The 23,381-nt window shown below is 33.2% G+C and carries 21 protein-coding genes; 9 read left to right on the top strand and 12 right to left on the bottom strand.

Annotated features, from left to right (window positions below; translation table 11 throughout):
- Positions 1–9: 9 nt before the first annotated feature.
- On the top strand, positions 10–375 hold the full coding sequence (locus FA046_RS08960) for a response regulator (protein WP_136826039.1): 366 nt from the start codon (positions 10–12) through the stop codon (positions 373–375).
- Between the two features lie 95 nt (positions 376–470).
- Positions 471–1,664 (top strand): mannonate dehydratase, encoded by a 1,194-nt coding sequence (uxuA, locus tag FA046_RS08955; protein WP_136826038.1) that lies wholly within the window; start codon positions 471–473, stop codon positions 1,662–1,664.
- 195 nt (positions 1,665–1,859) lie between these two features.
- Here uxuA and FA046_RS08950 read toward each other — a convergent pair whose 3' ends face one another.
- A complete protein-coding gene (locus FA046_RS08950; protein ID WP_136826037.1) occupies positions 1,860–2,906 on the bottom strand; it encodes a LacI family DNA-binding transcriptional regulator in 1,047 nt (348 codons plus the stop codon).
- 96 nt (positions 2,907–3,002) lie between these two features.
- Here FA046_RS08950 and FA046_RS08945 point away from each other — a divergent pair, with 96 nt between their 5' ends.
- From FA046_RS08945 to FA046_RS08920, 6 genes are all read left to right on the top strand, one after another.
- Entirely contained in the window at positions 3,003–4,484 is a 1,482-nt protein-coding gene (locus FA046_RS08945) for a xylulokinase (RefSeq protein ID WP_136826036.1), read from the top strand.
- Positions 4,485–4,516: 32 nt separating this feature from the next.
- On the top strand, positions 4,517–5,839 hold the full coding sequence (xylA, locus tag FA046_RS08940) for a xylose isomerase (protein WP_136826035.1): 1,323 nt from the start codon (positions 4,517–4,519) through the stop codon (positions 5,837–5,839).
- A 214-nt stretch (positions 5,840–6,053) separates the two neighbouring features.
- Positions 6,054–8,018 carry an AAA family ATPase gene (locus FA046_RS08935; RefSeq protein ID WP_136826034.1) on the top strand — a complete coding sequence of 655 codons (1,965 nt, stop codon included), beginning with the start codon at positions 6,054–6,056 and terminating at the stop codon, positions 8,016–8,018.
- A gap of 347 nt (positions 8,019–8,365) precedes the next feature.
- Entirely contained in the window at positions 8,366–8,785 is a 420-nt protein-coding gene (locus FA046_RS08930; protein ID WP_136826033.1) for a hypothetical protein, read from the top strand.
- A 180-nt stretch (positions 8,786–8,965) separates the two neighbouring features.
- On the top strand, positions 8,966–9,904 hold the full coding sequence (locus tag FA046_RS08925; protein ID WP_136826032.1) for a GIY-YIG nuclease family protein: 939 nt from the start codon (positions 8,966–8,968) through the stop codon (positions 9,902–9,904).
- Between the two features lie 114 nt (positions 9,905–10,018).
- Entirely contained in the window at positions 10,019–10,384 is a 366-nt protein-coding gene (locus tag FA046_RS08920) for a hypothetical protein (protein ID WP_136826031.1), read from the top strand.
- Positions 10,385–10,594: 210 nt separating this feature from the next.
- On the opposite strand, the gene FA046_RS08915 is transcribed toward FA046_RS08920, so the two are convergent.
- The 9 genes from FA046_RS08915 to fucP form a co-directional block, all read right to left on the bottom strand.
- Positions 10,595–12,754: a S9 family peptidase gene (locus tag FA046_RS08915; protein ID WP_136826030.1), complete on the bottom strand. Its 2,160-nt coding sequence runs from the start codon at positions 12,752–12,754 to the stop codon at positions 10,595–10,597.
- A gap of 264 nt (positions 12,755–13,018) precedes the next feature.
- Positions 13,019–14,035 (bottom strand): zinc-binding alcohol dehydrogenase family protein, encoded by a 1,017-nt coding sequence (locus FA046_RS08910; protein WP_136826029.1) that lies wholly within the window; start codon positions 14,033–14,035, stop codon positions 13,019–13,021.
- A 10-nt stretch (positions 14,036–14,045) separates the two neighbouring features.
- Positions 14,046–14,837, bottom strand: coding sequence for an L-fucose dehydrogenase (locus FA046_RS08905; protein WP_136826028.1), 792 nt, complete (start codon positions 14,835–14,837; stop codon positions 14,046–14,048).
- Between the two features lie 6 nt (positions 14,838–14,843).
- The gene (locus FA046_RS08900) at positions 14,844–15,671 is read right to left on the bottom strand and encodes an amidohydrolase family protein (RefSeq protein WP_136826027.1); all 828 of its coding nucleotides are present in this window, start codon (positions 15,669–15,671) and stop codon (positions 14,844–14,846) included.
- Positions 15,668–16,522, bottom strand: a complete 855-nt coding sequence (locus FA046_RS08895; RefSeq protein WP_136826026.1) for a fumarylacetoacetate hydrolase family protein — start codon at positions 16,520–16,522, stop codon at positions 15,668–15,670. The genes FA046_RS08900 and FA046_RS08895 overlap by 4 nt, the downstream gene beginning before the upstream one ends.
- Positions 16,523–16,539: 17 nt before the next feature.
- Positions 16,540–17,301, bottom strand: a complete 762-nt coding sequence (locus FA046_RS08890; RefSeq protein ID WP_136826025.1) for an SDR family NAD(P)-dependent oxidoreductase — start codon at positions 17,299–17,301, stop codon at positions 16,540–16,542.
- A complete protein-coding gene (locus FA046_RS08885) occupies positions 17,294–17,527 on the bottom strand; it encodes a UxaA family hydrolase (RefSeq protein WP_136826024.1) in 234 nt (77 codons plus the stop codon). Before FA046_RS08885 ends, FA046_RS08890 begins: the two co-directional genes overlap by 8 nt.
- Positions 17,527–17,865, bottom strand: a complete 339-nt coding sequence (locus FA046_RS08880) for an L-rhamnose mutarotase (RefSeq protein ID WP_136826023.1) — start codon at positions 17,863–17,865, stop codon at positions 17,527–17,529. The genes FA046_RS08885 and FA046_RS08880 overlap by 1 nt, the downstream gene beginning before the upstream one ends.
- A 4-nt stretch (positions 17,866–17,869) precedes the next feature.
- Positions 17,870–19,120 (bottom strand): L-fucose:H+ symporter permease, encoded by a 1,251-nt coding sequence (gene fucP, locus FA046_RS08875; protein WP_136826022.1) that lies wholly within the window; start codon positions 19,118–19,120, stop codon positions 17,870–17,872.
- 130 nt (positions 19,121–19,250) lie between these two features.
- On the opposite strand from fucP, the gene FA046_RS08870 reads away from it, so the two are divergent.
- Positions 19,251–19,976 (top strand): IclR family transcriptional regulator domain-containing protein, encoded by a 726-nt coding sequence (locus FA046_RS08870; RefSeq protein WP_136826021.1) that lies wholly within the window; start codon positions 19,251–19,253, stop codon positions 19,974–19,976.
- A 43-nt stretch (positions 19,977–20,019) separates the two neighbouring features.
- Here FA046_RS08870 and FA046_RS08865 read toward each other — a convergent pair whose 3' ends face one another.
- Together FA046_RS08865 and nagB are read right to left on the bottom strand one after the other, a co-directional pair.
- Positions 20,020–21,294: a sugar MFS transporter gene (locus FA046_RS08865; protein ID WP_136826020.1), complete on the bottom strand. Its 1,275-nt coding sequence runs from the start codon at positions 21,292–21,294 to the stop codon at positions 20,020–20,022.
- Between the two features lie 29 nt (positions 21,295–21,323).
- On the bottom strand, positions 21,324–23,243 hold the full coding sequence (gene nagB, locus FA046_RS08860) for a glucosamine-6-phosphate deaminase (RefSeq protein WP_136826019.1): 1,920 nt from the start codon (positions 23,241–23,243) through the stop codon (positions 21,324–21,326).
- Positions 23,244–23,381 lie beyond the last annotated feature (138 nt).

Genomic DNA, 23,381 nt, shown 5'->3' with positions numbered 1-23,381 from the left:
AATAAATATATGGAGAAAAGAATACTCATTTTTGATGATGATGTTACCATTTTAGACATTATGGAATATGTTTTAGAAGATAAAGGGTGGAAAGTATTTATTTCAAACCAAAGCAATAATGCTATTGAAAAAGTCACTTCTATAATGCCTTGCATCATTATAATGGATTACAATATTCCAGATATTGGAGGAGTAAATGCCATTAAAAACATTAAAAAGCAAAAGGAATTACAGCATATTCCTATAGTTTTGTTTAGCGCACATGCAGATATAAAAAAATTAGCTACAGATGCCCAAGCTGATGCTTATTTATCTAAACCGTTTGATTTAGGCAACTTATATAAAACCTTAGAGCAGCTTTCTAAAAACAATTAAAACCTCCCAAACAACACCACTTTATTAAGTTTTTAGGTAAAATTTCAATAAAGTGTTAATTTAGCAATCGATTGTTAAATCTAAAATTTTATAAAATGCAAAAACTAGCGCAAACTTTTAGATGGTTTGGCCCTCAAGATGAAGTCACCTTAGCTGATATTAAACAAACTGGCGCAACTGGTATTGTAACCGCTTTACACCATATTACTTGCGGCGAAGTTTGGGAATTAGATGAAATTATTGAAAGAAAAAAGATCATTGAAGATGCAGGATTGGAATGGAGTGTGATTGAGAGTATTAACATTCATGAATCTATAAAAACTGGAGCCGCCGACCGTGATTTTTGGATTGAGAAATACATTGAATCTATAAAAAATGTTTCTTCGCAAGGTTTAAAAATTATATGCTATAATTTTATGCCTGTTTTAGACTGGACTAGGACGCATTTAGATTTTAGATTAAAAGATAATGCAAGTGCTTTACGTTATGATGCCGTTGCTTTGGCTGCCTTTGAACTTTTTATTTTAAAAAGAGAAGGTGTAGAAAAAGAGTTTACCGATACCCAAAAAGAAAAAGCCGAAAAATATTTTCTACAACTTTCTGCTGAAGAAAAAGAAACTTTAAAAAACACCATTATGGCTGGCTTACCTGGTACTGATGAGGTTTTTACACCTGAAGAATTTATGGTGCATTTAAAAAAATATCAAGACATAGATGCTACAAAACTTAAAGAAAATTTAGCTTACTTTTTAAAAGCAATCATTCCGGCAGCAGAAAAAGAAGGCGTGAAAATGTGTATCCATCCTGATGACCCTCCCTTCCCTATTTTAGGTTTACCAAGAGTGGTTTGTAATGAAAAAGACCTTTTTGATGTTGTTAATGCTTGCCCATCTCCAAGTAATGGCATTACGTTTTGTACGGGTTCTTTAGGTGCAAACCCGGTAAATAATTTACCGGAAATGGCTAAAAACTTAGGGCCGCATATTCATTTTCTTCATTTAAGAAATGTAAAAAGAGAAGCTGATGGAAGTTTTTTTGAAGCAGAACATTTAAATGGAGACAATGACATGGCTGCTATTATGAATAATGTAATTGAAGAACAACAAAGAAGAGTTGCAGAAGGAAGATTAGATATTGCCATTCCTATGAGGCCAGATCATGGACACAAAATATTAGATGATTTTAAAAGAAATACTTATCCTGGTTATTCTGTTATTGGCAGAATGAAAGGCTTAGCCGAGTTAAGAGGTTTAGAATATGGCTTAAGAAGAGCTCATAAAATAGATTAAAGAGACGTGTTTTTTTTTAAATAATAAGATAAGTTTTGTGAAATTTATAGGTGCGTTAATGATTGAAATGGCATCCTTTTTTTGAGCGTTATAGATCTTTTGAGTTGGGGGAAATAAAAAAAGATACAATGGAAAGCATGTTAAAACGCCCAAATCATAATAATTCACTTATGGTTTGGGCGTTTAAAAAATCGATTAAATACGCTGTTCATCTTTATTCCTTAGTGTTGAGGAGCGAATAATTAACTTGGGCTTAATGCTTACTATTTTAGGAATAGCATCTTTATTATCAGATTTAATTTCTTGAAAATAAAGGTTAGCAATAGTTTTACCCATGCTAACGCTGTATTGATCTACGGTAGTAATAGATGGACTGGTAATTTCAGTAAAAGCTTCATTAGAATAGCCACAAATCCCTAATTCTGCTGGCACTTTAATGCCCATATTAGTGGCTACTTCTAATACGCCCAAGGCAGAGAAATCTGACGTGGAAGCAAAAATGGCATCTGGCGGATGAGCCATATTCAATAATTTTTTGGTAGCTGCAGCACTCAGCTCTTTAGTCCAAGCATTTTCTTTCATTAATTCGGGCAGAATAGGATAATTATGCTTTCTTAATGCAGACAGATAGCCCTCTTTTCTTTCCTTAAAAATATTTAGATTTTGAGGTCCTTCTAACAAAGCAATTCTTTGATATCCTTGTGCTATTAAATGAGTTACAGCATCTTCAGAAGCTTGTTTATTATCATTTAAAACCTTAAAAGTTTCTAAATTATCATCTACCCTATCAAATTGAATCAATTGAATTCCGTTTTCTTGAATATTTCTAAGATGGGTGTCATCCTCAAAATCGGCACTTACAGATATAATGATGCAACTTACATGTTGATTAATTAATGTGTTTACGCACTTTACTTCTCTGGCATGAGATTCATTAGATTGGCAAATAATTAAATTATACCCTTTTTGGTAGGTTACTTCTTCTAAACCAGCAATTACATTGGCAAAGAAATTTTGATTTACCCGCGGTACAATAACACCAATAGTTTGATTATGGCCTTTTCTTAAGTTAGAAGCTAAACTATTTTGCTTATAGTTAAGTTCTTTAGCCGTTTTTAAAATCAACTTTTTGGTTACTTCGCTTACATTACCACTGTTGTTTAATGCTCTAGAAACAGATGAAGCGTTAAGGTTCAGCTTTTTAGCAATATCATAAATGGTGGTCCTTTTTGGAGTTTTCATACACTGAGTAAATATTGTAAAATATTTTTAAAGCAATCGATTGCTAAAATAAAATATTTGATTATTTTCGTGTATCCAATTCACTTAAATTTTAACATGTTATTATTAGGTATTGATGTAGGCACATCATCTGTAAAAGTTTCTGTTATTGACGCACAGTCTGGTAATATCATTGCCAACAAGCAATACCCAGATTCAGAGTCGGAAATTATTTCTCCAAAATATGGATGGGCAGAGCAATCTGCAGATATGTGGTGGGAGCATGTTCAAAAAGCTATTTTACTTTGCAACCAACAACAAAAATATAATCCACAAGATATTGGAGCTATAGGCATAGCTTACCAAATGCATGGTTTGGTATTGGTAGATGAACAGCAAAATAGCTTAAGAAACAGTATTATTTGGTGCGATAGCCGAGCGGTAGAAATTGGAGATAAAGCCTTTGAAACTATAGGTGCTGATTATTGCTTAAGTCATCTTTTAAATTCGCCTGGGAATTTTACTGCATCTAAATTAGCTTGGGTAAAACAAAATGAGCCTGAAGTATATGCTAAAATAGCTCATATTATGCTTCCTGGAGATTATATTGCCATGAAGTTTACCCAACAAATTACCACTTCTATTTCGGCTTTATCAGAGGGCATTTTTTGGGATTTTGAAAACCAATGTATTTCTGAAGAAATTATGACTTATTTTGGATTTGAACATAGTCTTATTCCTGAAATAAAACCAGTATTTTCTGATCACGGTTATCTTACCCATGCCGTTGCTCAAAAATTAGGTTTAAAAGTAGGTATTCCGGTAACATATAAGGCAGGCGACCAACCCAATAACGCTTTATCTTTAAATGTAACCCAACCCGGTGAAGTTGCCGCTACAGCTGGAACGTCTGGCGTAATTTACGGGGTTACCAATCATTTATTATATGATCAACAATCAAGAGTAAATACTTTTGCCCACGTAAATCATACTTTACAAAATCAAAGTTTAGGAGTTTTACTATGCATTAACGGTACTGGCAGCATGAACCGCTGGACAAAAAATATTTTTGGTACAGCTATAGATTACAAATCCATGAATCAATCTGCTCAAAAAATAGCTCCAGGTAGTGATGGATTATTGGTTTTACCTTTTGGAAACGGTGCCGAAAGAATGCTCAATAATAAAATGCTAAGTGCAAATTTCAACGGAATTGATCTTAATTTACATACCCAAGCTCATTTATTTAGGGCTGTACAAGAAGGTATAGCTTTTGCATTTAGGTACGGCTTTGATATTTTAAAGGAAAACGGAATGCAACCTAATATTATTAGAGCCGGTGAATCAAATCTGTTTTTGAGTGATGTTTTTACTCAAAGTTTTGTAAACATTACGGGTGTTGCAGTTGAGCTTTATGAGAGTGATGGAAGCTATGGTGCTGCCATTGGTGCTGGTATTGGCGCAAAAATTTACAGCTCGGCCAATGATGCTTTCATTAATAAAAAACCTTTAAAATTGATTGAGCCTGATGGGCAAAGCTTAGAACAGCCTTACCATAGCTGGAAAGAATTATTAGCTCAACAATTGAGCACATTATAAAAAATTTAAAATTTTAAATAAACCCATACAACATGTCAGCTTCTGATAAGGAATTTTTCAAAGAAATAGGGACCATTAATTATGAAGGTCCAGAAAGTGATAATCCATTAGCATTTAGATGGTACAATCCAGAATTAGTAATTGCAGGTAAAACCTTAAAAGATCACCTCAGATTTGCTGGTGCTTACTGGCATTCATTCTGCGGTAACGGTGCTGATCCTTTTGGCGAGCCTACTCACCTATTTCCATGGGCAACAAAATCAGATCCAATAGCCAGAGCAAAAGATAAAATGGATGCTGCGTTTGAATTTTTAGTTAAACTTAAGCTTCCTTACTATTGTTTTCACGATGTTGATATAGTGGATTATGGAGACGACGTGTTAGATAACGATAAAAGATTGCAAACTATGGTTGATTATGCTAAAGCAAAACAAGCAGCAACCGGCGTAAAATTACTTTGGGGAACGGCTAATCTTTTCTCTCATAAAAGGTACATGAATGGCGCATCAACCAATCCTGATTTTCATGTGCTGGCGCATGGTGCAGCACAAGTAAAAGCGGCTTTAGACGCTACTATTGAATTAGGTGGAGAAAATTATGTGTTTTGGGGAGGCAGAGAAGGTTATATGTCTTTACTAAACACCAACATGAAAAGAGAACAAGAACACTTGGCTCGCTTTTTACACACCGCAAAAGATTACGCCCGAAGCAATGGCTTTAAAGGAACATTTTTTATTGAACCAAAACCTTGCGAACCTACCAAACACCAGTATGATTATGATGCAGCAACGGTGTTAGGCTTTTTGCAGAAATATGATTTGCTGGGCGACTTTAAACTGAATTTAGAGGTTAACCACGCTACTTTAGCTGGTCATACTTTTCAACATGAATTACAAGTGGCCGCTGATGCCGGAATGTTAGGTTCTATTGATGCCAACAGAGGCGATTACCAAAACGGATGGGATACGGATCAGTTTCCAAACGATATTAATGAGCTGGTAGAATCTATGTTAATTATACAGGAAGCTAATGGTTTAAAAGGCGGTGGAATTAATTTTGATGCTAAAATTAGAAGAAACTCTACCGATGCTGCCGATTTATTTTATGCCCACATAGGTGGAATGGATTTATTTGCCAGAGCTTTTATCACTGCTGATAAAATCTTGAACAAATCTGAATACAAAAAAATAAGAGCCGAAAGATATGCTTCTTTTGATGGTGGCAAAGGAAAAGAGTTTGAAAATGGCCAATTAAGTTTAGAAGATTTAAGAGCTTTTGCCATTGCAAACGGAGAACCTAAAACCATTAGCGGAAAGCAAGAATATTTAGAAAACTTAATAAATAGATATATTTAAGCAGTTTTTTAATGCTAAAAAAAGAGTGATGGAATTTTCTATCACTCTTTTTTTGTGTAAAATGAAATAATTTATTTAGTGTAGCTTAATTTATTTTCACTATGTTTAGATATTCTATTACTATTTATCTAAAATCAACTAATATATAGGAAATATATACGCTATAGGTAGCGTGTTGCAACTAGTTGTAGGTAATTTTAAAAAAAACGTAAAAATGATAATTGGACTATTTCAAAGGCATTTCAAAATATATAAAGGAGCAAAATATATTCCTTTTGGTACAAACCAAAAAGAAATGTTTAATCTCTTTATTGGTCAAAATGGTGCTGGTAAGAGTTCAATTCTTGAAGCTTTAAATTGTTATTTTAATAATTCTGAATTTATTTATCATTCTAATGAAAAGAGATCCGAAGCATTCGTTTCACCGCTTTTTTTAATTAAAAAAGAAGATTTAAGTAATTATGATAAAAAGGTTCAACAAATTATTCCCATAATTTCGGATGTTTTATTAAACCTGTCATTTACGTCATCAACAAATTTTAAGCCTTATGAAAGTTTTTTTGAACAACAAAAATTTTTAAAAGAAATAAAAGATACTCACTATATTTTCACGAACGCTTTTTGGCCACAAACTGATAATAGCAATCAATATTTTATAACTTTTGATAATATTATTAAAAAGAAAATTCAAGAGATTGATGATTTTAGTGATGATAAAAATTATTATTCAGCTATCTTGAAATTTAAAAGTGACATCATTAAAAATTATTCATTTTTATATATTCCTGTTGAAACATCAATCGATGATTTTCTTAGATTGGAGTCTAAAGGTATGCAAGACCTAATGAGTGAAGACGTAAAAAAAAGAATTGAAAAAACATTAAATGAAAAACTACCAATAAAAGAAGGAAGAACACAAAAAAAAAGTATTCTTGAAATTATTAATAATGATTTAGAAGATTTTGTTAAAGAAGTTGAAAGCACAATACAAGAAATTGATAAAGAATATGATTTTGATAAAGAATTTAAAGCTAAAACAAACCTTACGGCAAATCATTTATCAGATGTTATGATTGAAACTTTCTTTTCAAAAAGAAAATTAAAAAAGAACGGAAAACAAATAAAGTATCTTTCAGCAGGTGAAAGGAAAAAAGCATTAATTGATATAGCTTATTCTTTTTTAATTCAAGAAAAGAACAAAGATCGTCAAATAATCCTTGCAATAGATGAACCGGAGTCTTCATTACATATTTCGATGTGTTATGACCAATTCAGCAGATTAGAAGAATTGTCTTCTAAATTTAATATTCAATTACTTGTAACTTCACATTGGTACGGTTCTTTGCCAATTATTGACAGAGGCAATTTATATCATATTGATTCGGAGGATGAAGAAATAAAAATAAATCAATACTCATTTAGAAACTATTTTGAAGAATCAGGAAATAATCCTAGTGATATACAATTCAAAAGTTTTTTTGATTTAGCTTCAGCAGTAATTAGTTCTCTAAGAATTCAGGAAACCAACTGGTTAATTGTAGAAAGCGAAGAAGATAAAAATTATATTCTTAAACACATTTCATTAGAAAAAAGCTTAAAAATACTTCCTGTTGGCGGTTGTGCAATAGTGAAACTATTATATAACTATCTTTACACACCAATTTCACAAAAATCCGAGAAAAAAGAGCTAAATGGCAAAATATTTTGCTTAATAGATACTGATTTTCAAGGTGTTGGGACTAAAGATTTTTTAGATGACCATAATAATGGTTTACTAAAAATGCGTAGATTACAAATTATGGAAAATTCAAAAATTGAATTACATAAAATAGACACTGATATTAAATATCCAACCGAAATAGAAGAAGCTTTAAATTCAAAAGCATTTTATGAATCATTAAAAATGACAATTGAAGATTCTGATAATGATTCCATTAAAGAAATATTTAATAAATTTAAATATGATGATGAGTCATTAAATAGTTTTATTAAAGGTGATAATTCAATTATTTATCCAGACACTACAGCTTTTTTTGAAGGTAATCCATCAAAAGAAAAAGATAAAATCGTTGAATTTATTGACAAGTATAAAAAAGAAATTTGCAAAAATTACTGTAGAATTGACGGAATACCAAAACCTGAATGGATTAATAAAATTGAGGACTTTTTTAATAAATAGAAAAACTACCTACACCAGCGGTTTTAAGAGATTGGGTTTTCGGTCTTAATTTAAAGTTTGTTTTGTATTTTTAAAGTTCGGTACTTAATCGAAAGTTTCGGGCTTACAAATCCCCAACTTCTTAAAGCCGCTAAACGTTTTTTTAGAGCTAAAAAGAGCGATGGATATTTTTCTATCGCTCTTTTTTTTGTGCAAAATGAAATAATTTATTTAGTGTAGCTTAATTTATTTTCACTATGTTTAGAAATCTATTAATATTTATCTAAAATCAACTAATATATATGAAATATATACGCTATATGTAGCGTATAGCAACTAGTTAGCAGGCATTATAAATGACTACTTAAATGAAAGCAACTCCTGAAGGAATCTATTTTGAAAATTCTGACTTAATGCTGAAATGGGATGATAAAATTGAAAGTTTTACATCTGAAAATAATCTTGTTGTAGAAAAAAGCCAAATTGGTTTTTATTCCTATTTGGGCGAAGACACACTTATCAAAGACTCCGAAATTAATTTAAGAACATTTTTTATTAATTCTACCTCGACCTTTAAAGAACTGGAATATAGTATTTCAAGCCGATCCAAGGCAAAAAGGGAGTTTGAGATTTTAAAAGAATATTTTACAAAATCATTTGGTTTACCCATTCAAGACAATCAAAATGAAATTGTTTGGAGTGACAAATTTTTAAAAATAAAGCTCGACCTTGAAGATTTTCATGGACTTAATCTGAATTTATTAATTACTAAAAATAACGTCTGCTAACCACAAATTTGTATTATAATGGCTGAACTGCTTTACGTTACTTCATCGCAATTAACTAAATTTATATTGGCAGACAAGATTGTGCTTTCTAAGCCATTACAACACAAATTCGCCAAACGTTAGGTGCAAGCGTAAAAAAACGAAATCTTCAAAACATTAAATTCATTCTTAACCAATCCAATGATTGAATCTTCTAATAGCAAAACCAAATGGACTTTAAAGATATGTAGAGAAGAAGCATTAAAGTATTCTTATCGAACTGCATTTCAAAAAAATTCACCTGCGTATAAAGCAGCATATAGATATGGTTGGTTAGATGAAATTTGTGGGCATATGGCTAAGCCTAAGCCATACAACTATAAATGGACATTTGAAGAATGTGAAAAAGAAGCAAAAAAATATTCGCTAAAAAAAGAGTTTCTATCAAACTCTAATATTGCTTTTCAAATAGCATCGAAGAATAACTGGTTGGAACAGATTTGCTGTCATATGACAGAAGTCAAAAAACCACATAAATATTGGACAAAAGAAAGATGTGCCAATGAAGCTTTAAAATACAAACATCGTAATGATTTTTCTAATCTTTCTAATAGTGCTTATGGCTCAGCTCAAAAAAATAATTGGTTAGACGAAATATGTAATCATATGACATTTCAAGGAAGTGAAATGCTTAGATATGTTTACTCATTTACTTTTTCCGATGGTAGCATTTATTTTGGATTAACAAATGATTACAAAAGAAGAATTATTGACCATAAAACTGACATATCAAGTAAGGTTTACAAACATGTTCAAATCACTAATGAAGAGCCTCAATTTAAATTAATAACGCCTAATTTAGTGCCGACAGAAATGGCACAAAAAATCGAAATAAAATTAATAAAAGAACACATTGATAAAGGATATAAAGTTTTAAATATTGATAAAGGTGGTGGAATTGGCGGTTCAACACTAAAGTGGACAAAAGAAAAATGTAAAATTGAGGCCTTAGAATATAAAACAAGAGGCGAATATCAAAAATCTTTAAGCTATTCAACGGCTCACAAAAAAGGCTGGTTAAATGAGATTTGTGCTTATATGTTTCAACCAAAAAAACCACACGGTTTTTGGTCGAAATAAAGATGTATTGAGGAAGCAAATAAATACAATTCAAAAGTAGATTTTAGAAATCATTCATCTGCTGCTTATAGTAAAGCAGAAAAAAACAATTGGTTAAATGAAATTTGTGGTCATATGGTAGAAATAAAAAAGCCAAATAACTTTTGGAATTTAGAAATGTGTCTTGATGAAGCAAAACAATATTCTACGTACATAGAATTTCAAAAAAAATCTTCTTCGGCATATGGTGCTGCTTTAAAAAATAGTTGGCTAAAACTTATACAAGAAAATTTTAAAGAAATTAAAAAGCCAAATGGTTATTGGACATACGAGCTTTGCGAATTAGAAGCAAAAAAATATAAAAACAAGAATCAATTTCGGAAAGGCTCTTCTGCTGCTCACGATGCTTCATATAGAAATAAGTGGTTAGATTTGTTTTATCCACAAAAAAATAGAACGTCAGCACCTAACAGGCGTTTGGCAAGATTGCGAATTTTGTAGTAAATTCAAGTCTACGTTTCGCAAGAAATATTATCTTAGCCGAAAGAACTCGGTTACGAAGTTCGCAACCTCGCCAAGCGGCGGAACGTTATATTCTAACCTATAAGCGACCTTTCTTCAAATCTAACTCCCCTACCAAATTTATTATTCCAAAATTGGCACAAGTCTTCAAATCATAAAAAAATGCTAAGACTCATTAAAATTTAATACTTACTTCACGTTATACCTTTCAAAGAACTCGTAAATACGAAGCATTTGATCTAAACGCTGGCGCACATTACCAGAACGAGAAAGTTCATGTGTACCACCCGGATGTCTCACATATTCTACTGGTCGGTTTAAAACTTTTAAAGCCTTGTACATCATTTCGCTTTGTATTACCCCGGTTCTTAAATCACTCTCGCCATGAAAAATTAAAAATGGCGTAGTAATTTTATCTACATAATTAAACGGAGATTCTCGTTTTAAAATAGGTTCAATTTTATCATCCCAAGGATAGCCGCCAAAATAATTAGGCACCAATCGCCAAGCGTTTCCTTCCCCAAAAAACGTAGGTAAATCATACACCCCACGCTGTGCCGAAGCCGCAGAAAAACGCTTATCATGCGCAATTATCCAAGCTGTTAAATAACCTGCATAAGAGCCGCCGGTAACTACTTGCTTTTTTGTATCAACCCACCCTTGTGATATGGCACCATCTAAAGCACCTAATACATCTTCTGTTGGGCCAGTTCCCCAATCTTGATAATTTTCTCTTAAAAAATCTTGTCCGTAACCACCAGATCCTCTTGGGTTAGCGTAAACTACGCCATAACCATTGGCTGCAAAAAATTGAAATTCATGCCACATACTAGCCTCTCCAGGCCCCCACATAGCAGTTGGACCGCCATGAATTTGCAACATGATGGGGTATTTTTTATCAGGACTAAAATTTGTGGGTTTTATAATCCAATATTCTACCTTAACGCCTTTACTGTTGGTATAAATTTTCTTTTCGGGATAGGATAAAGTTTTATTGCTGAGCCAGCTACTGTTAAAGGTGCTTAGTGCTTTTATGTCTTTATTTGAAAGATCAGAAACATACAATTCATAAGGATTGGCTACCTCAGTTTTTACATAAACTAGCTTATCTTTTCCAACACTTAAACCGCTAATTCCGGCAGTAAAGTCGCTCAATTGCACTACATTTTGAGTTTTGATATTTGCTTTGTAAACAGGTGTTCCTCCGTTAGACGGAGAAGTGAAATACAAATAACGTTCATCAAATGACCAAGTTACCTGACTTTTATTTCTATCAAATGGAATTATTATTGGCTGCGCTGATGGATTTTGAAGATTAAGTATAGCCAACTGCGGAATATTAATACCATCTACAGGAGAAACCTGATAAGCCAAAAATTTACCTGATGGAGAAACAACAGGACTATTAAAATCGGTTTTTGGTTGAGATAAAATTTTAGTCAATACACCGTTTAATAGGGATAGCGTATAAATTTCACTACCATCATTACGATCTAATAATTGTAAACTATCTATAGTTGAGGTGATGATGAGTGTTTTACCATCCTTAAAAAAATCTGCATTGCTAAAAGAATAAAACCCATGAGTTAAAGGTTTGGGCGTTGCTTTTACAACCGCATCTACCATAAAATAATGGTTAAAACTAAACTCGGGGTTTGTGGCTGCTTCTCCCTGAAAATTAAGTCTGGTAAACACTTTAGCCTTTTTATCAACTTCATTTTTACTGAGATAAGCCCTTATTTGATCAAGATTTCCATTAGGATTTGCCTTTTGTGCATTTTTTAGTTGTGCATTATTCATGAACCCAGGTTTTTCTAATGGCCAAACAGGTTTTGTGAATTCTGGGTTTAGCAGGGAATCCTTAAGCAATTCACTAAAAGAAATAGCCGCAGAAAATAAAATCTTTTGCCCATCTGGAGACCATTTTGGAGAAGAAACAGCGTACTTAAAATCGGTGATTTGAAGCGGCTCCCCTCCATTTAATGACAATACAAATATTTGTGTACGCCCTTTTACAGCTCTCACAAATGAAATTGATTTTCCATCAGGAGACCAAGCGGGCTGACTTGCGCCTGCTATTGCGGTTGTTAATTGACGAGGATTTGGTTCGCCTTCTGTATTGGCTAAATAAATTTGCGACCTGTATTGATATTCGTCTTTAATTTCATCATCATTAAGAATACTATTTACTGTAAATGCTACTAATTTTCCATCAGGAGACAAGGTTGTAGCGCCTATTTGCTTTATTTGGAGCATATCTGTTACCTGAATGAGATTACTTTTACTTTGCGCAATAACAAATTGAGCAAATGCAATAAAGAATAAGAAAAAGCTAGTTTTTAGTTTCATATTGAAATATTAGATTTCTAATTTAATATTTTTAAAAATAAAATGGATGATATTTAAACCGATTGATTTTATTTTTTTGTCTTTTAAATTTATCAGCGCTCTGGGAAGTAGGCAAAAGGAGTTGAAAAAAGGGGTTGAAAAAACTTTAAATAAAAATATATCTACAGCTTAGCCATCCCAATTTTATCAGAATAAAAACGTCTAAAATATCAATTTATTAAACCCAAAAATGGGTTTAATAAATTTTGAAGGCTTTGTATTTATTTAAAAAAAGTTGATCATTGCTTTAATTACACCACTTTCTGGCTTTAGCAACATTTCAAATTGATCTTTTACTTCGTCAAAACTTAAACGATGAGTGATATAGGTTTTAGAATTTACCAACCCTTTTTTTATGGAAGAAATAACATGTTCAAAATCTTCTCTGGTGGCATTGCGGCTACTCATTAAAGTGCTTTCTCTTTTGTGAAACTCGGGATGACTAAAAGAAAATGCTTCTTTTTGTAACCCTATTAATACATACCTACCACCATGGGCTAAATAATTAATCCCATTATTAATGGCTTTTAAATTACCTGTAGCATCAAAAATAGCAGTAGGCATATCTCCATTGGTAATATTTAGTAATTTTTCTATGGCATTTTCTGTTGCCGGATTCACCGTAAACTCTACTCCTAATTGGTGTTTGCAAAAATCTAAACGCATCGTATTGGTATCCATAGCAATTACCTTTGCACCTGCCACTTTTGCAAATTCCATAGTCCCTAAACCAATAGGACCAGCGCCAATAACCAAGATAAATTCACCAGCTTGAACCTGAGCCCTTTTAATTCCATGAGCACCAATGGCTAATGGCTCTACCAAAGCTAAATCATCAAAACTTAAGCCTTGGCTATGCACCAAACTGTAAGAAGGAACCACCACATACTCGGCCATGCCACCATCTATATGTACTCCAAAAACATTAATTTTTTGGCAACAATTTGGTTTTCCAGTACGACAAGCGATACAAGTTTTGCAATTAAAATATGGAATAATGGTAACTGCTTCTCCTTTTTTAAAACCTGGAGCATCAGAAAAATCGATCAATTCTCCAGCTAATTCATGCCCTAAAACACGTGGATAGGTAAAAAAAGGTTGAGAACCACCAAAAGCATGATAATCTGTTCCACAAATTCCTATTCGCTTTATTTTTATTAAAGCCTCACCTGGTTTAATTTCTGGCAAAGCTTTTTCTGCGTAAGAGAACGCTCCGGGTTGGTTACAGTATAAAATTTTCATATCGCAACCCTTAATAAGCGTTTGCTAAAGCCCTGTCTAAATGCACATAACCACCATCAACATGTAAAATTTGACCGGTGGTGTGGCTAGATTTATCACTCAGTAAAAAAGCAACATTATTGCCTATTTCTTCTGCGGTGGTCATTCTGTTTTCTAAAGGAATAAAAGCTGTGATCTCTGCTAGTTTTTCTTCTGGATTAGTCAAGGTTTTAATCCAATTAGCGTATTGTGGAGTCCAACACTCGGCAACAATAACAGCATTTACCCTTATCCCATATTTCAACATTTCTACGGCCCATTCTCTGGTTAAGGCATTTCTACCTCCGTTTGCGGCTGCATAACCAGAGGTATTTCCCTGACCAGTTTCGGCTGTTTTTGAAGATATATTTACAATGGCTCCTTTTGATTTTTTAAGCTCAGGTAAGGCATAATGCGCCATTAAATAATAATGAACTAAATTACGATGCAGGCTTTGCATAAAACCATCATAACTACCGTTTTCTAAACCCACGCCATCATTTAAACCAGCATTATTTACCAAACCATCTATCCTTCCAAATTGATGGATTACTTTTTGGATGGCCTGCTCGCATTGGTCAGGTAAATTTAATTCGGCTTCTACACCAAAAGCCTGATAACCTGCTGCTACAACCTGTGCAACTGCTAGTTGATTATCTTCTTTTTTTCGACCTATAATTACCGGGATAGCTCCTTCAGCGGCTAATACTTCTACAATGCCTAGCCCTATTCCTTTTGCGCCGCCGGTAACAATAATTACTTTGTCTTTTAAATTTAAATTCATTTTATTTTATGCTAAATGATAGAATTTTACTGCGTTATCTCCCCAAAAAGCAGCTTGTTCTGCTTTTGTTAAAGAAGAGGTGTATTGCTGAACAATACTGATCATTTTTTGGTAAGCACCTGCTACATTGCATACCGGCCAATCTGACCCAAAAAGTAGTCTATTGGCTCCAAATACCTCAAATACGATATCAAGGTAGGGTAAAAAATCTTCGTATTTCCAATTTTGCCAATCGGCTTCGGTTATTAATCCTGATACTTTACAATATACATTTTCATGTTTAACTAATTCAGAAATATCATTTTTCCATTCATTAATCTCACCTGATTTAATAAAAGGCTTTGCAATATGATCTAATATAAAAGGCTGGTTTGGAAATGCTGCAACCAGCTTTGTTACATATTTTAGCTGATCAGGAAAAATTAAAATATCATAAGTAAATTGATGCTTACTCAGCAATTGAATATTATTTTTAAAAGCATCACTTAGCATGATATCTCTTTGCTGTTGCCCTTGAAGGATGTATCTAAAGCCTTTCATCAATTTAAATTGGCTATAATAATCCAATCTATCGCTAATATCTTCACTCAAAAAATCAAGCCAACCCACCACTCCTTTTATAAAAGAATTTTCTTGTGCTAAGTTTAATAAAAACTCATTTTCTTCTTCACTTTCATCCGCTTGTACAGCAACACAGCCTTTTATACCTTGTTCTTTTAATAAAGGCATCAAATGATGAGGCAGAGAATCGGTTTTTAAGGCCGCCATTTCATCAGTAATCCAGGCTTGTTTTAAGCTATTAAACTTCCAAAAATGCTGGTGTGCATCAATCATTTTGAATAATTTTTAACTTTTTGTTTTGATGATCCCAATCCATCAATACCTAGCTCCACTACATCGCCGTCTTTTAAATAAATTGGAGGTTTAAAACCTAACCCAACACCTTGTGGTGTACCTGTAGAAATGATATCGCCTGGCAACAAGGTCATAAACTGACTGATGTAACTCACTAATTTTGGGATACCAAAAATAAGGTCATCAGTATTACCATCTTGCATCATTTTATCGTTCACTTTTAGCCACAAACGGAGATTATTGACATCGGTAATTTCATCGGCTGTAGCCAACCATGGACCTATTGGCGCAAAAGTATCGCAACCTTTTCCTTTATCCCAAGTGCCCCCTCTTTCTAACTGAAACTCACGCTCACTTACATCATTATGTAAACAGTAACCGGCTACATAATCTAACGCTTCTTCTTCAGAAACATAGCTTGCTTTTTTGCCAATAACAAAGGCTAATTCTACTTCCCAATCTGTTTTAACAGAGTTTTTTGGAATCGTGATATCATCATTTGGACCAACCAAAGCGGTAGTAGATTTAAAGAATATGATAGGCTCAACCGGAATTGGTGCATTGGTTTCTTTTGCATGTTTTGCGTAGTTTAAACCTATGCAAACAATTTTAGAAGGCCTAGCCACTGGTGATCCTAACCTTTCTGAAGCATCAATAAGGGGTAAAGTTCCTTCGTTTATTGCAATAAATGCAGCCAATTTTTCTAAACCATTATTTTCAAAAAAAGCTTCGTTATAATCCTGGCCAAAAGCCGATGTATCATATTTAACATCATTAATGATTACCCCTGTTTTTTCTTTACCAAAACTGCCGTATCTTATTAATTTCATTTTTTATCTATTGATGATTAGTTGTTTAATTTAATAAATCCTCCGTCTATTGGATAATCGCAACCGGTAATAAAGCCAGCTTCATCTGAGCAAAGGTAAAGTGCTAAGGCAGCTACTTCTTCGGGTTTCCCCATTCTGCCAATGGGCTGACTTTTAGAAAGTTTATCAAAAATTTCCTCTTGGTTGTCAGGATAGTTTTTAGCTATAAATCCATCTACAAATGGTGTATGAATTCTGGCTGGAGAAATGCTATTACAACGAATATGATCTCCGATATAATCTCGGGCTACAGACATGCTCATCGAAAAAATAGCGCCCTTACTCATTGAATAAGCAAAACGATCTGAAATACCTACTAAAGACGCAATAGATGCAGTATTTAGAATTGCTCCGCCTCCGTTGGCTTGCATTAAAGGTAATGCAGCATACAAACAATTATACGCCCCCTTAACATTTACTTGATAAACGCTGTCAAAATCTGTTTCTTCTGTGGTATGAGCTTTTCCTATGTGTGCAATACCGGCGTTATTTACCAGAATATCAATTTTTTTAATCTTTTGAAATACAGCTAACACTTGCTGCTGCTGGCTTACATCACAGGCGTAAGAAAAGGCGGTTCCGTAAGTATTAATTTCTGCTACGGTTTGTGCTGCAGATTCTTCATTCAATTCTATAATGTGAACGGTGGCACCTTGTTTGGCAAATAAAAGCGATATAGCTTTCCCAATACCGCTGCCGCCGCCTGTTATTACTGCTGTTTTATCTTTTAAACTAAACATCTTTATTAATTATAATTCGTCTTTTTCCTACCAAAACGCCATACATTTTTACTTCATCACCAGATTCCATATCATTGATAAAAAATTTGTGCTTTGCTTTTACCTTATTTTGGAGTATTATGGTTTTTTCGGAAAAATTTATCTCTGTTCCTTGAGGCAAATCTTGTAAGGCAACTAAAACATTGTCATGAATATCCAACTGTAAAAAATTATTATCTAATGCCATTACAAATTATTTAAATCAAAAATTTTGTCCATTATAACCCACTTTTCTCCTGGTTTTGCAAAGGATAAAGGTTGTTGGAATTTCCACATCAATTCTTCCCATTCTTGTACTTTCACATTAGCTGCATCTGCTTTAGCTTTATTTTCAAAAGAGAATGAATTATTTACTTCCATCATCATAAATAAGCGATTGCTTACCCTGTAGATTTCCATGTTTTTAATCCCCGAAGAAACAATACTATGGGTAACTGCCGGCCATACTTTTAAATGCCATTTTTCATATTCTGCAATAAGCGTAGCATCATCTATTAAATCAAGTGTTAAGCAATATCTTATCATTTTCTTATTTTGTTGTACTTATTTTATGACCATTGAGTGCAAAACCTAAAATAACCAAAAAGCTTCCCATTGGAACTACGTATCCAAACTGAATGTTATCATAAGTATCAGCTATGTATCCAAACAAAGGTGGAAGAATTGCCCCACCAACAATAGACATAATAATTAAACTGCTGCCAAATTTGGTATCGCTGCCTAATTCTTTAATTCCTAATGAGAAAATGGTTGGAAACATGATAGACATAAAAAAGGCAATACCTATAATTGTATAAATTGTAATCATTCCGGCAGAAAATATAGCTACAATGCACAATAGCGTACAAATAGCTGCATATAACGCTAGCAACTTCACCGGCTCTATATATTTCATAAAGAAAGTACCTACAAAACGCCCCACCATAAAAGCCATTCCAACGCCAAAACCAGCATATTGAGCAGCTTGCATTTCTGATATTCCGGCTGATTTGGTAGCATACAAAATGAAGAAACTAAATACACAAACTTGAGCTCCTACATAAAAAAACTGTGCTGCAATTGCCCATGATAAATGACGGTGCTTAAAAGCATGAAATACACTTGATTTTTCTGACTCGGCTTCAGGCTCTTGAATCTCTGGCAGTTTCATAAAGAAAAATATAACGGCAATGATTAAAATCACGCTTCCCAATATAAAATAAGGTGCTTTTACCGTAGAGGCCTCTGCTGCTAAAGCTATTTCTTTGGCTACTGGTGTCATCTTATCTAAAGCCTCTGTGGTGTAACCTTCGGTTAAGATAATTTTAGCCCCAATAATGGGTGCTAAAGTTGCCGCTAAGCCATTAAATGATTGCGCCAGATTTAGTCTTTGAGTTGCCTTTTCTGGCGGACCTAATAAAGATGCATAGGGATTTGCGGCTGTTTCTAATATGGTTAAGCCGCAAGCAATAACAAATAAAGCAACTAAGAAAAATACATAAGATTGAGTATTTGCAGATGGAATAAATAAATAAGAACCTATTGCAAACAACAAAAGACCTAAGATAATACCCGCTTTATAACCATATTTTTTCATTAAAAAACCAGCCGGTAATGCCATTACAAAATAGGCTATAAAAACAGCCGAGTCTACTAATGAAGCTTGCAAAGTGGTTAAACTGAATGCTTTCTTTAGATGTGGAATTAGAATAGGATCTAGATTATGCACAAATCCCCAAAGAAAAAAAAGGGAAGTAATCATAATAAAAGCGAACCTCGTTGAAGTTTTGTTAGTACTCATTTTTAGTTTAAGATATAATCTGGTTGAATTATAATGTGAAAATAGATAATTATATCTATATAAAATTAAAATTTTATATTATAAAACAAATTGATATTTTTTTTGGACATTTGTTTTAAATTTTCATAACATGATTCAAGTTATTAATAGAGCTATAGATATTTTAGAGTACATTTCTAACGATGTGGAACGTCCAAAATTAATGGGACATATTGCTATAGATTTAAACTTAAATACTGCTACTTGTGCAAATATTATGAAAACCCTAGTGAATAGAGGTTTGATAAAAAAAGCCGACCATGAAAAAGGATATGTTTTAGATAATGGACTTACAGAAATAGCGAATGGCTCTTTTGGCTTTAAAGATCTTTTAAATAAGGCCACAAATGAAATGGAAAAAGCTTTACATGTTTTAAATGAAAACAACCTAATTGCTATTTTAAAAAAGAACCAAAGAATTGTTTTACAAAGAAAAAATTCGACTCAAATGGTACAAGCCCTTACTGCGGATGAAAAAAATGCTTATGATTCTTCTACCGGAAGACTATTAATTGCTTTGCTGCCTGATAAGGATTTACAATTATATATTAAAAGATATGGCTTTCCTTCTAAAAATGTATGGCCTGGGGCAGATAATCAAACAAAATTTTTAGAGCAAATTTCATTAATAAAAAAACAAGGCTACGCTTTAATTGAAGACACCGGTCAAATTGTTGGAATTGCTTGCCCTATTTATAAAAAAGACAAAGTAATAGCTAGTTTTAGTATTTATATGCCTTCATTTAGATATAATGAAAAACTTAAAGAAAACATGATTAACACCGCAATAGATGTGGCTAATAAAATTTCAGAATAGGCTACTCATTATATTTCAAGTAATTTTTTACTCAAATAATAATTTACCTGATCTTATTTCCCTTAACAGCATAAAACCATATTATAAAGTAGCAAGGGACTAAAAGCCAATAAGCTTGTTGAGGATTAAATTTATCGGCCATACTCCCGTAAATTAATGGAAGTATTGCTCCTCCTGAGATACCCATAATCAAAAATGAAGATCCAATTTTAGTGAATCTACCCAAACCAGCCAGAGCCAAAGGCCATAAGGCTGGCCACATCAGTGAATTTGCAAACCCTAATAAGGCAATAGATAAAACAGAAATATATCCATCAGTATAAATAGCAGATATAGATAAAAATACTCCTAAAACAGCCGAAACTTTTAAGGCCTTATTTTGGCTAAAATACTTAGGGATGCATATTATACCAATAATATAGCCTATTATCATACCCATTAAGGTAAAGGTTGTGAAAAATTTAGCGGTTGAAAGTGCAATTCCCTGTGAGGAACCATACAGAATAATGGTATCTCCTGCAATAACTTCTACACCTACATAAATAAACATAGTAAACACGCCAATTAACAAATGTGTAAATTGAAAAATACTTTTTTTGTTGGTATTAGCAACCGCCAAAGCCTCATCTTCAGTATCAGTATCTATTTCTGGTAAGCTAGATATGTAGACCAGAAATGCTAATATTAACAATACAATAATGATAACGATATAAGGAATAATTACCCTAGAAGCCAACTTATCTAATTCAATAGCTTTTTGAACAAAATCTATATTGATCAATTTATCATTTATTTCATCTACGTTTTTTAACGCAATAGCCCCTAAAATAATAGGAGCTATTGCTCCTGCCACTTTATTGCAAATTCCCATGATACTAATTCTCTTGGCTGCGCTTTCTGGAGGACCTAAAATGGTGATGTAGGGATTTGCAGCTGTTTGTAACACAGCTAAACCTGTTCCTTGAATAAACAAACCAATTAAAAACAACAAATACGTTCTACCTATTGCAGCTGGAATAAATAACAAAGCCCCTATTGACATGATAACGAGCCCTAATGCCATCCCATTTTTAAAACCTGTTTTTTTAAGAATTACAGAAGAAGGTATAGCCATTACCAAATAGGAGATATAAAATGAAAATGCAACTAAATAAGATTCTAAATTATTGAGTTCGCAAGCTATTTTTAAATATGGTATGAGTACAGAATTCATCCAGGTTACAAAACCAAAGATGAAAAATAGTGCTCCAATAATTATGATAGGATTTAAACCTGATTTTGTAGGAACAACCTCTTTTGAGGATATTGATGAAATCATTTGTTTTTGGTTTGGTTAAAATTACTTGATTAAAATTCCCATCTCACAAATGCTTCCATGGCCTCATACTCTGCCAAACCTAGTTTATCATAAGCTCTTGCTGTTTCACTTGTTCTTTCTTCTGCTCTAACCCAAAACTCTCTAGCATCATCACCAGGAAAAACTGGTAGATCTTTTTGAGATTGGTGTTTAAATATTGCCAATCGTTTTCTTTTTACTTCTTGTGGAGAAAGCGGAACGGCCATTTGTATTTCATGAATTTCAAATTCATGCCAAGCGCCTCTGTATAACCATAACCAACAATCTTTTACCCATTCTTCTGTTTCTTTTAATCTCTGTAAAGCATTTAAAATAATATTGAAACATACTTTATGTGTACCATGAGGGTCTTCAAAATCTCCAGCTGCAAATACCTGATGAGGTTTTACCTTTTGTAGCAATTCCATAGTTTGAACTATATCATCTTCAAATTCAACTTTACTACTCAATTTTAACCTATCGTAAAAAGGTAAAGCCATAAAATGGATATTTTTATCGTCTAAACCGGCAAATCTTGCTCCTGCGGTGGCCTCTCCTTTTCTTATGAGTCCTTTTACAGTTAGTAATTCTGGAATATCTGGTTGATTTGGAGATTTAGTTTGCAGAAATTTTTTCATTTGCTCATAAGTTGCTTCTAATTTAGAAGAATCTTGCTGTAGCGCTTTTGCAAAATCTATGTTAAACTCCATAAAACGTAATGCTTCTTCGTCCCAAACAGCCGTATTTCCAGAAGTTTGGTAAGCTACATGTACATCATGGCCTTGATCTGCCAATCTAATAAAAGTACCTCCCATAGAAATTACATCATCATCTGGATGTGGAGAAAATATAATAGAACTTTTTTTAGAAGGATTTGCCCTTTCAGGCCTTTGGCTATCGTCGGAATTGGGTTTACCGCCTGGCCATCCAGTAATGGTGTGCTGAAGTTTGTTAAAAACATCAATGTTCAAATTATATACTGGTCCTTTTTCTGTGGCAAGTTGTGCCATCCCATTATTATTGTAATCTTCTTCAGTAAGTTTTAAAATGGGTTTATCGCATTTTTCGGCTAGCCAAATCACTGCTTTTTTAATAATCTTGGGGCTCCATAAACAGTCTCTAACTAACCATGGCGTATCAAAACGTGTGAGCTCTGAAGCGGCATCTTCATCTAATATAAATTCTACATGATCAGATAATTGGAGGAAAGTTGCCGGAACGCTAGAAGATATTTCTCCTTCCACTGCTTTTTTTACAATTGCAGCTTTCTTCTGATTCCAAGCCATTAGAATAATTTCACGAGCTTTAAAAATGGTCCCTACTCCCATTGTAATTGCCTTGGTTGGCACATTTTCTTTCCCGCCAAAATCTCTAGAAGCATCTCTTCTTGTTAAATCATCAAGCGTTACTAATCTTGTGCCGGAGTTTGGTGCCGAACCTGGTTCGTTAAAACCAATGTGCCCTGTTCTTCCTATTCCTAAAATTTGAAGGTCTAATCCTCCATATAAACTAATTTTACGTTCATATTCTAAACAGAAATCAGCAACTTCATTCTCTCTTAATGTACCATTTGGGATATTGATATTCTCTCTTTTTATGTTGATATGATTAAACAATTGTTCATTCATAAAGGCAACATAACTTTGAGCGGCATTAGGTTTCATTGGGTAATATTCATCCAAATTAAAGGTAATTACGTTTTCAAAACTTAATCCTTCTTCTTTATGAAATCTTATTAACTCTTTATAAACACCAACCGGAGTTGCTCCGGTAGCAAGACCCAATATTGTTTTTTCTCCTAGCTTTTGCTTTGCTTTAATTAGAGTGGCTATTCTTTCAGCTACTTTTTTTGACGCTATATCCTGATTTGGATATACTTTTACAGGTAATTTCTCAAAACGGGTTTCTTCTAAAAGGTTTAAACGCGACATATTGTATATTTTAATTAAAGATTGACATTCACTATCCAAACTTAATTAAATTTTACTTAAATATTAAAATCTTTTTAAAAAAATTATTAAGTTTTAATGAATATTTATTTTAGCAATAAAAGATGTAAGCCATTAGAT

This window comes from Pedobacter cryophilus (assembly GCF_005116455.1).
GTDB classification, from domain to species: domain Bacteria; phylum Bacteroidota; class Bacteroidia; order Sphingobacteriales; family Sphingobacteriaceae; genus Pseudopedobacter; species Pseudopedobacter cryophilum.
The sequence above is the reverse complement of the archived record's forward strand: the minus strand, read 5'-3'. Positions and strand labels throughout refer to the sequence as shown.

Excerpts from the sequence above, each read along its gene's own strand:
- fucP (WP_136826022.1), bottom strand. The coding sequence starts at position 19,120 with ATGAGTACTAACAAAACTTCAACGAGGTTCGCTTTTATTATGATTACT.
- FA046_RS08890 (WP_136826025.1), bottom strand. The coding sequence starts at position 17,301 with ATGTTTAGTTTAAAAGATAAAACAGCAGTAATAACAGGCGGCGGCAGC.
- FA046_RS08925 (WP_136826032.1), top strand. The coding sequence starts at position 8,966 with ATGATTGAATCTTCTAATAGCAAAACCAAATGGACTTTAAAGATATGT.
- FA046_RS08935 (WP_136826034.1), top strand. The coding sequence starts at position 6,054 with ATGATAATTGGACTATTTCAAAGGCATTTCAAAATATATAAAGGAGCA.
- FA046_RS08870 (WP_136826021.1), top strand. The coding sequence starts at position 19,251 with ATGATTCAAGTTATTAATAGAGCTATAGATATTTTAGAGTACATTTCT.
- FA046_RS08885 (WP_136826024.1), bottom strand. The coding sequence starts at position 17,527 with ATGGCATTAGATAATAATTTTTTACAGTTGGATATTCATGACAATGTT.
- uxuA (WP_136826038.1), top strand. The coding sequence starts at position 471 with ATGCAAAAACTAGCGCAAACTTTTAGATGGTTTGGCCCTCAAGATGAA.
- FA046_RS08895 (WP_136826026.1), bottom strand. The coding sequence starts at position 16,522 with ATGAAATTAATAAGATACGGCAGTTTTGGTAAAGAAAAAACAGGGGTA.
- FA046_RS08910 (WP_136826029.1), bottom strand. The coding sequence starts at position 14,035 with ATGAAAATTTTATACTGTAACCAACCCGGAGCGTTCTCTTACGCAGAA.
- xylA (WP_136826035.1), top strand. The coding sequence starts at position 4,517 with ATGTCAGCTTCTGATAAGGAATTTTTCAAAGAAATAGGGACCATTAAT.
- FA046_RS08905 (WP_136826028.1), bottom strand. The coding sequence starts at position 14,837 with ATGAATTTAAATTTAAAAGACAAAGTAATTATTGTTACCGGCGGCGCA.
- nagB (WP_136826019.1), bottom strand. The coding sequence starts at position 23,243 with ATGTCGCGTTTAAACCTTTTAGAAGAAACCCGTTTTGAGAAATTACCT.
- FA046_RS08865 (WP_136826020.1), bottom strand. The coding sequence starts at position 21,294 with ATGATTTCATCAATATCCTCAAAAGAGGTTGTTCCTACAAAATCAGGT.
- FA046_RS08950 (WP_136826037.1), bottom strand. The coding sequence starts at position 2,906 with ATGAAAACTCCAAAAAGGACCACCATTTATGATATTGCTAAAAAGCTG.
- FA046_RS08880 (WP_136826023.1), bottom strand. The coding sequence starts at position 17,865 with ATGATAAGATATTGCTTAACACTTGATTTAATAGATGATGCTACGCTT.
- FA046_RS08930 (WP_136826033.1), top strand. The coding sequence starts at position 8,366 with ATGAAAGCAACTCCTGAAGGAATCTATTTTGAAAATTCTGACTTAATG.
- FA046_RS08915 (WP_136826030.1), bottom strand. The coding sequence starts at position 12,754 with ATGAAACTAAAAACTAGCTTTTTCTTATTCTTTATTGCATTTGCTCAA.
- FA046_RS08945 (WP_136826036.1), top strand. The coding sequence starts at position 3,003 with ATGTTATTATTAGGTATTGATGTAGGCACATCATCTGTAAAAGTTTCT.
- FA046_RS08920 (WP_136826031.1), top strand. The coding sequence starts at position 10,019 with ATGGTAGAAATAAAAAAGCCAAATAACTTTTGGAATTTAGAAATGTGT.
- FA046_RS08900 (WP_136826027.1), bottom strand. The coding sequence starts at position 15,671 with ATGATTGATGCACACCAGCATTTTTGGAAGTTTAATAGCTTAAAACAA.
- FA046_RS08960 (WP_136826039.1), top strand. The coding sequence starts at position 10 with ATGGAGAAAAGAATACTCATTTTTGATGATGATGTTACCATTTTAGAC.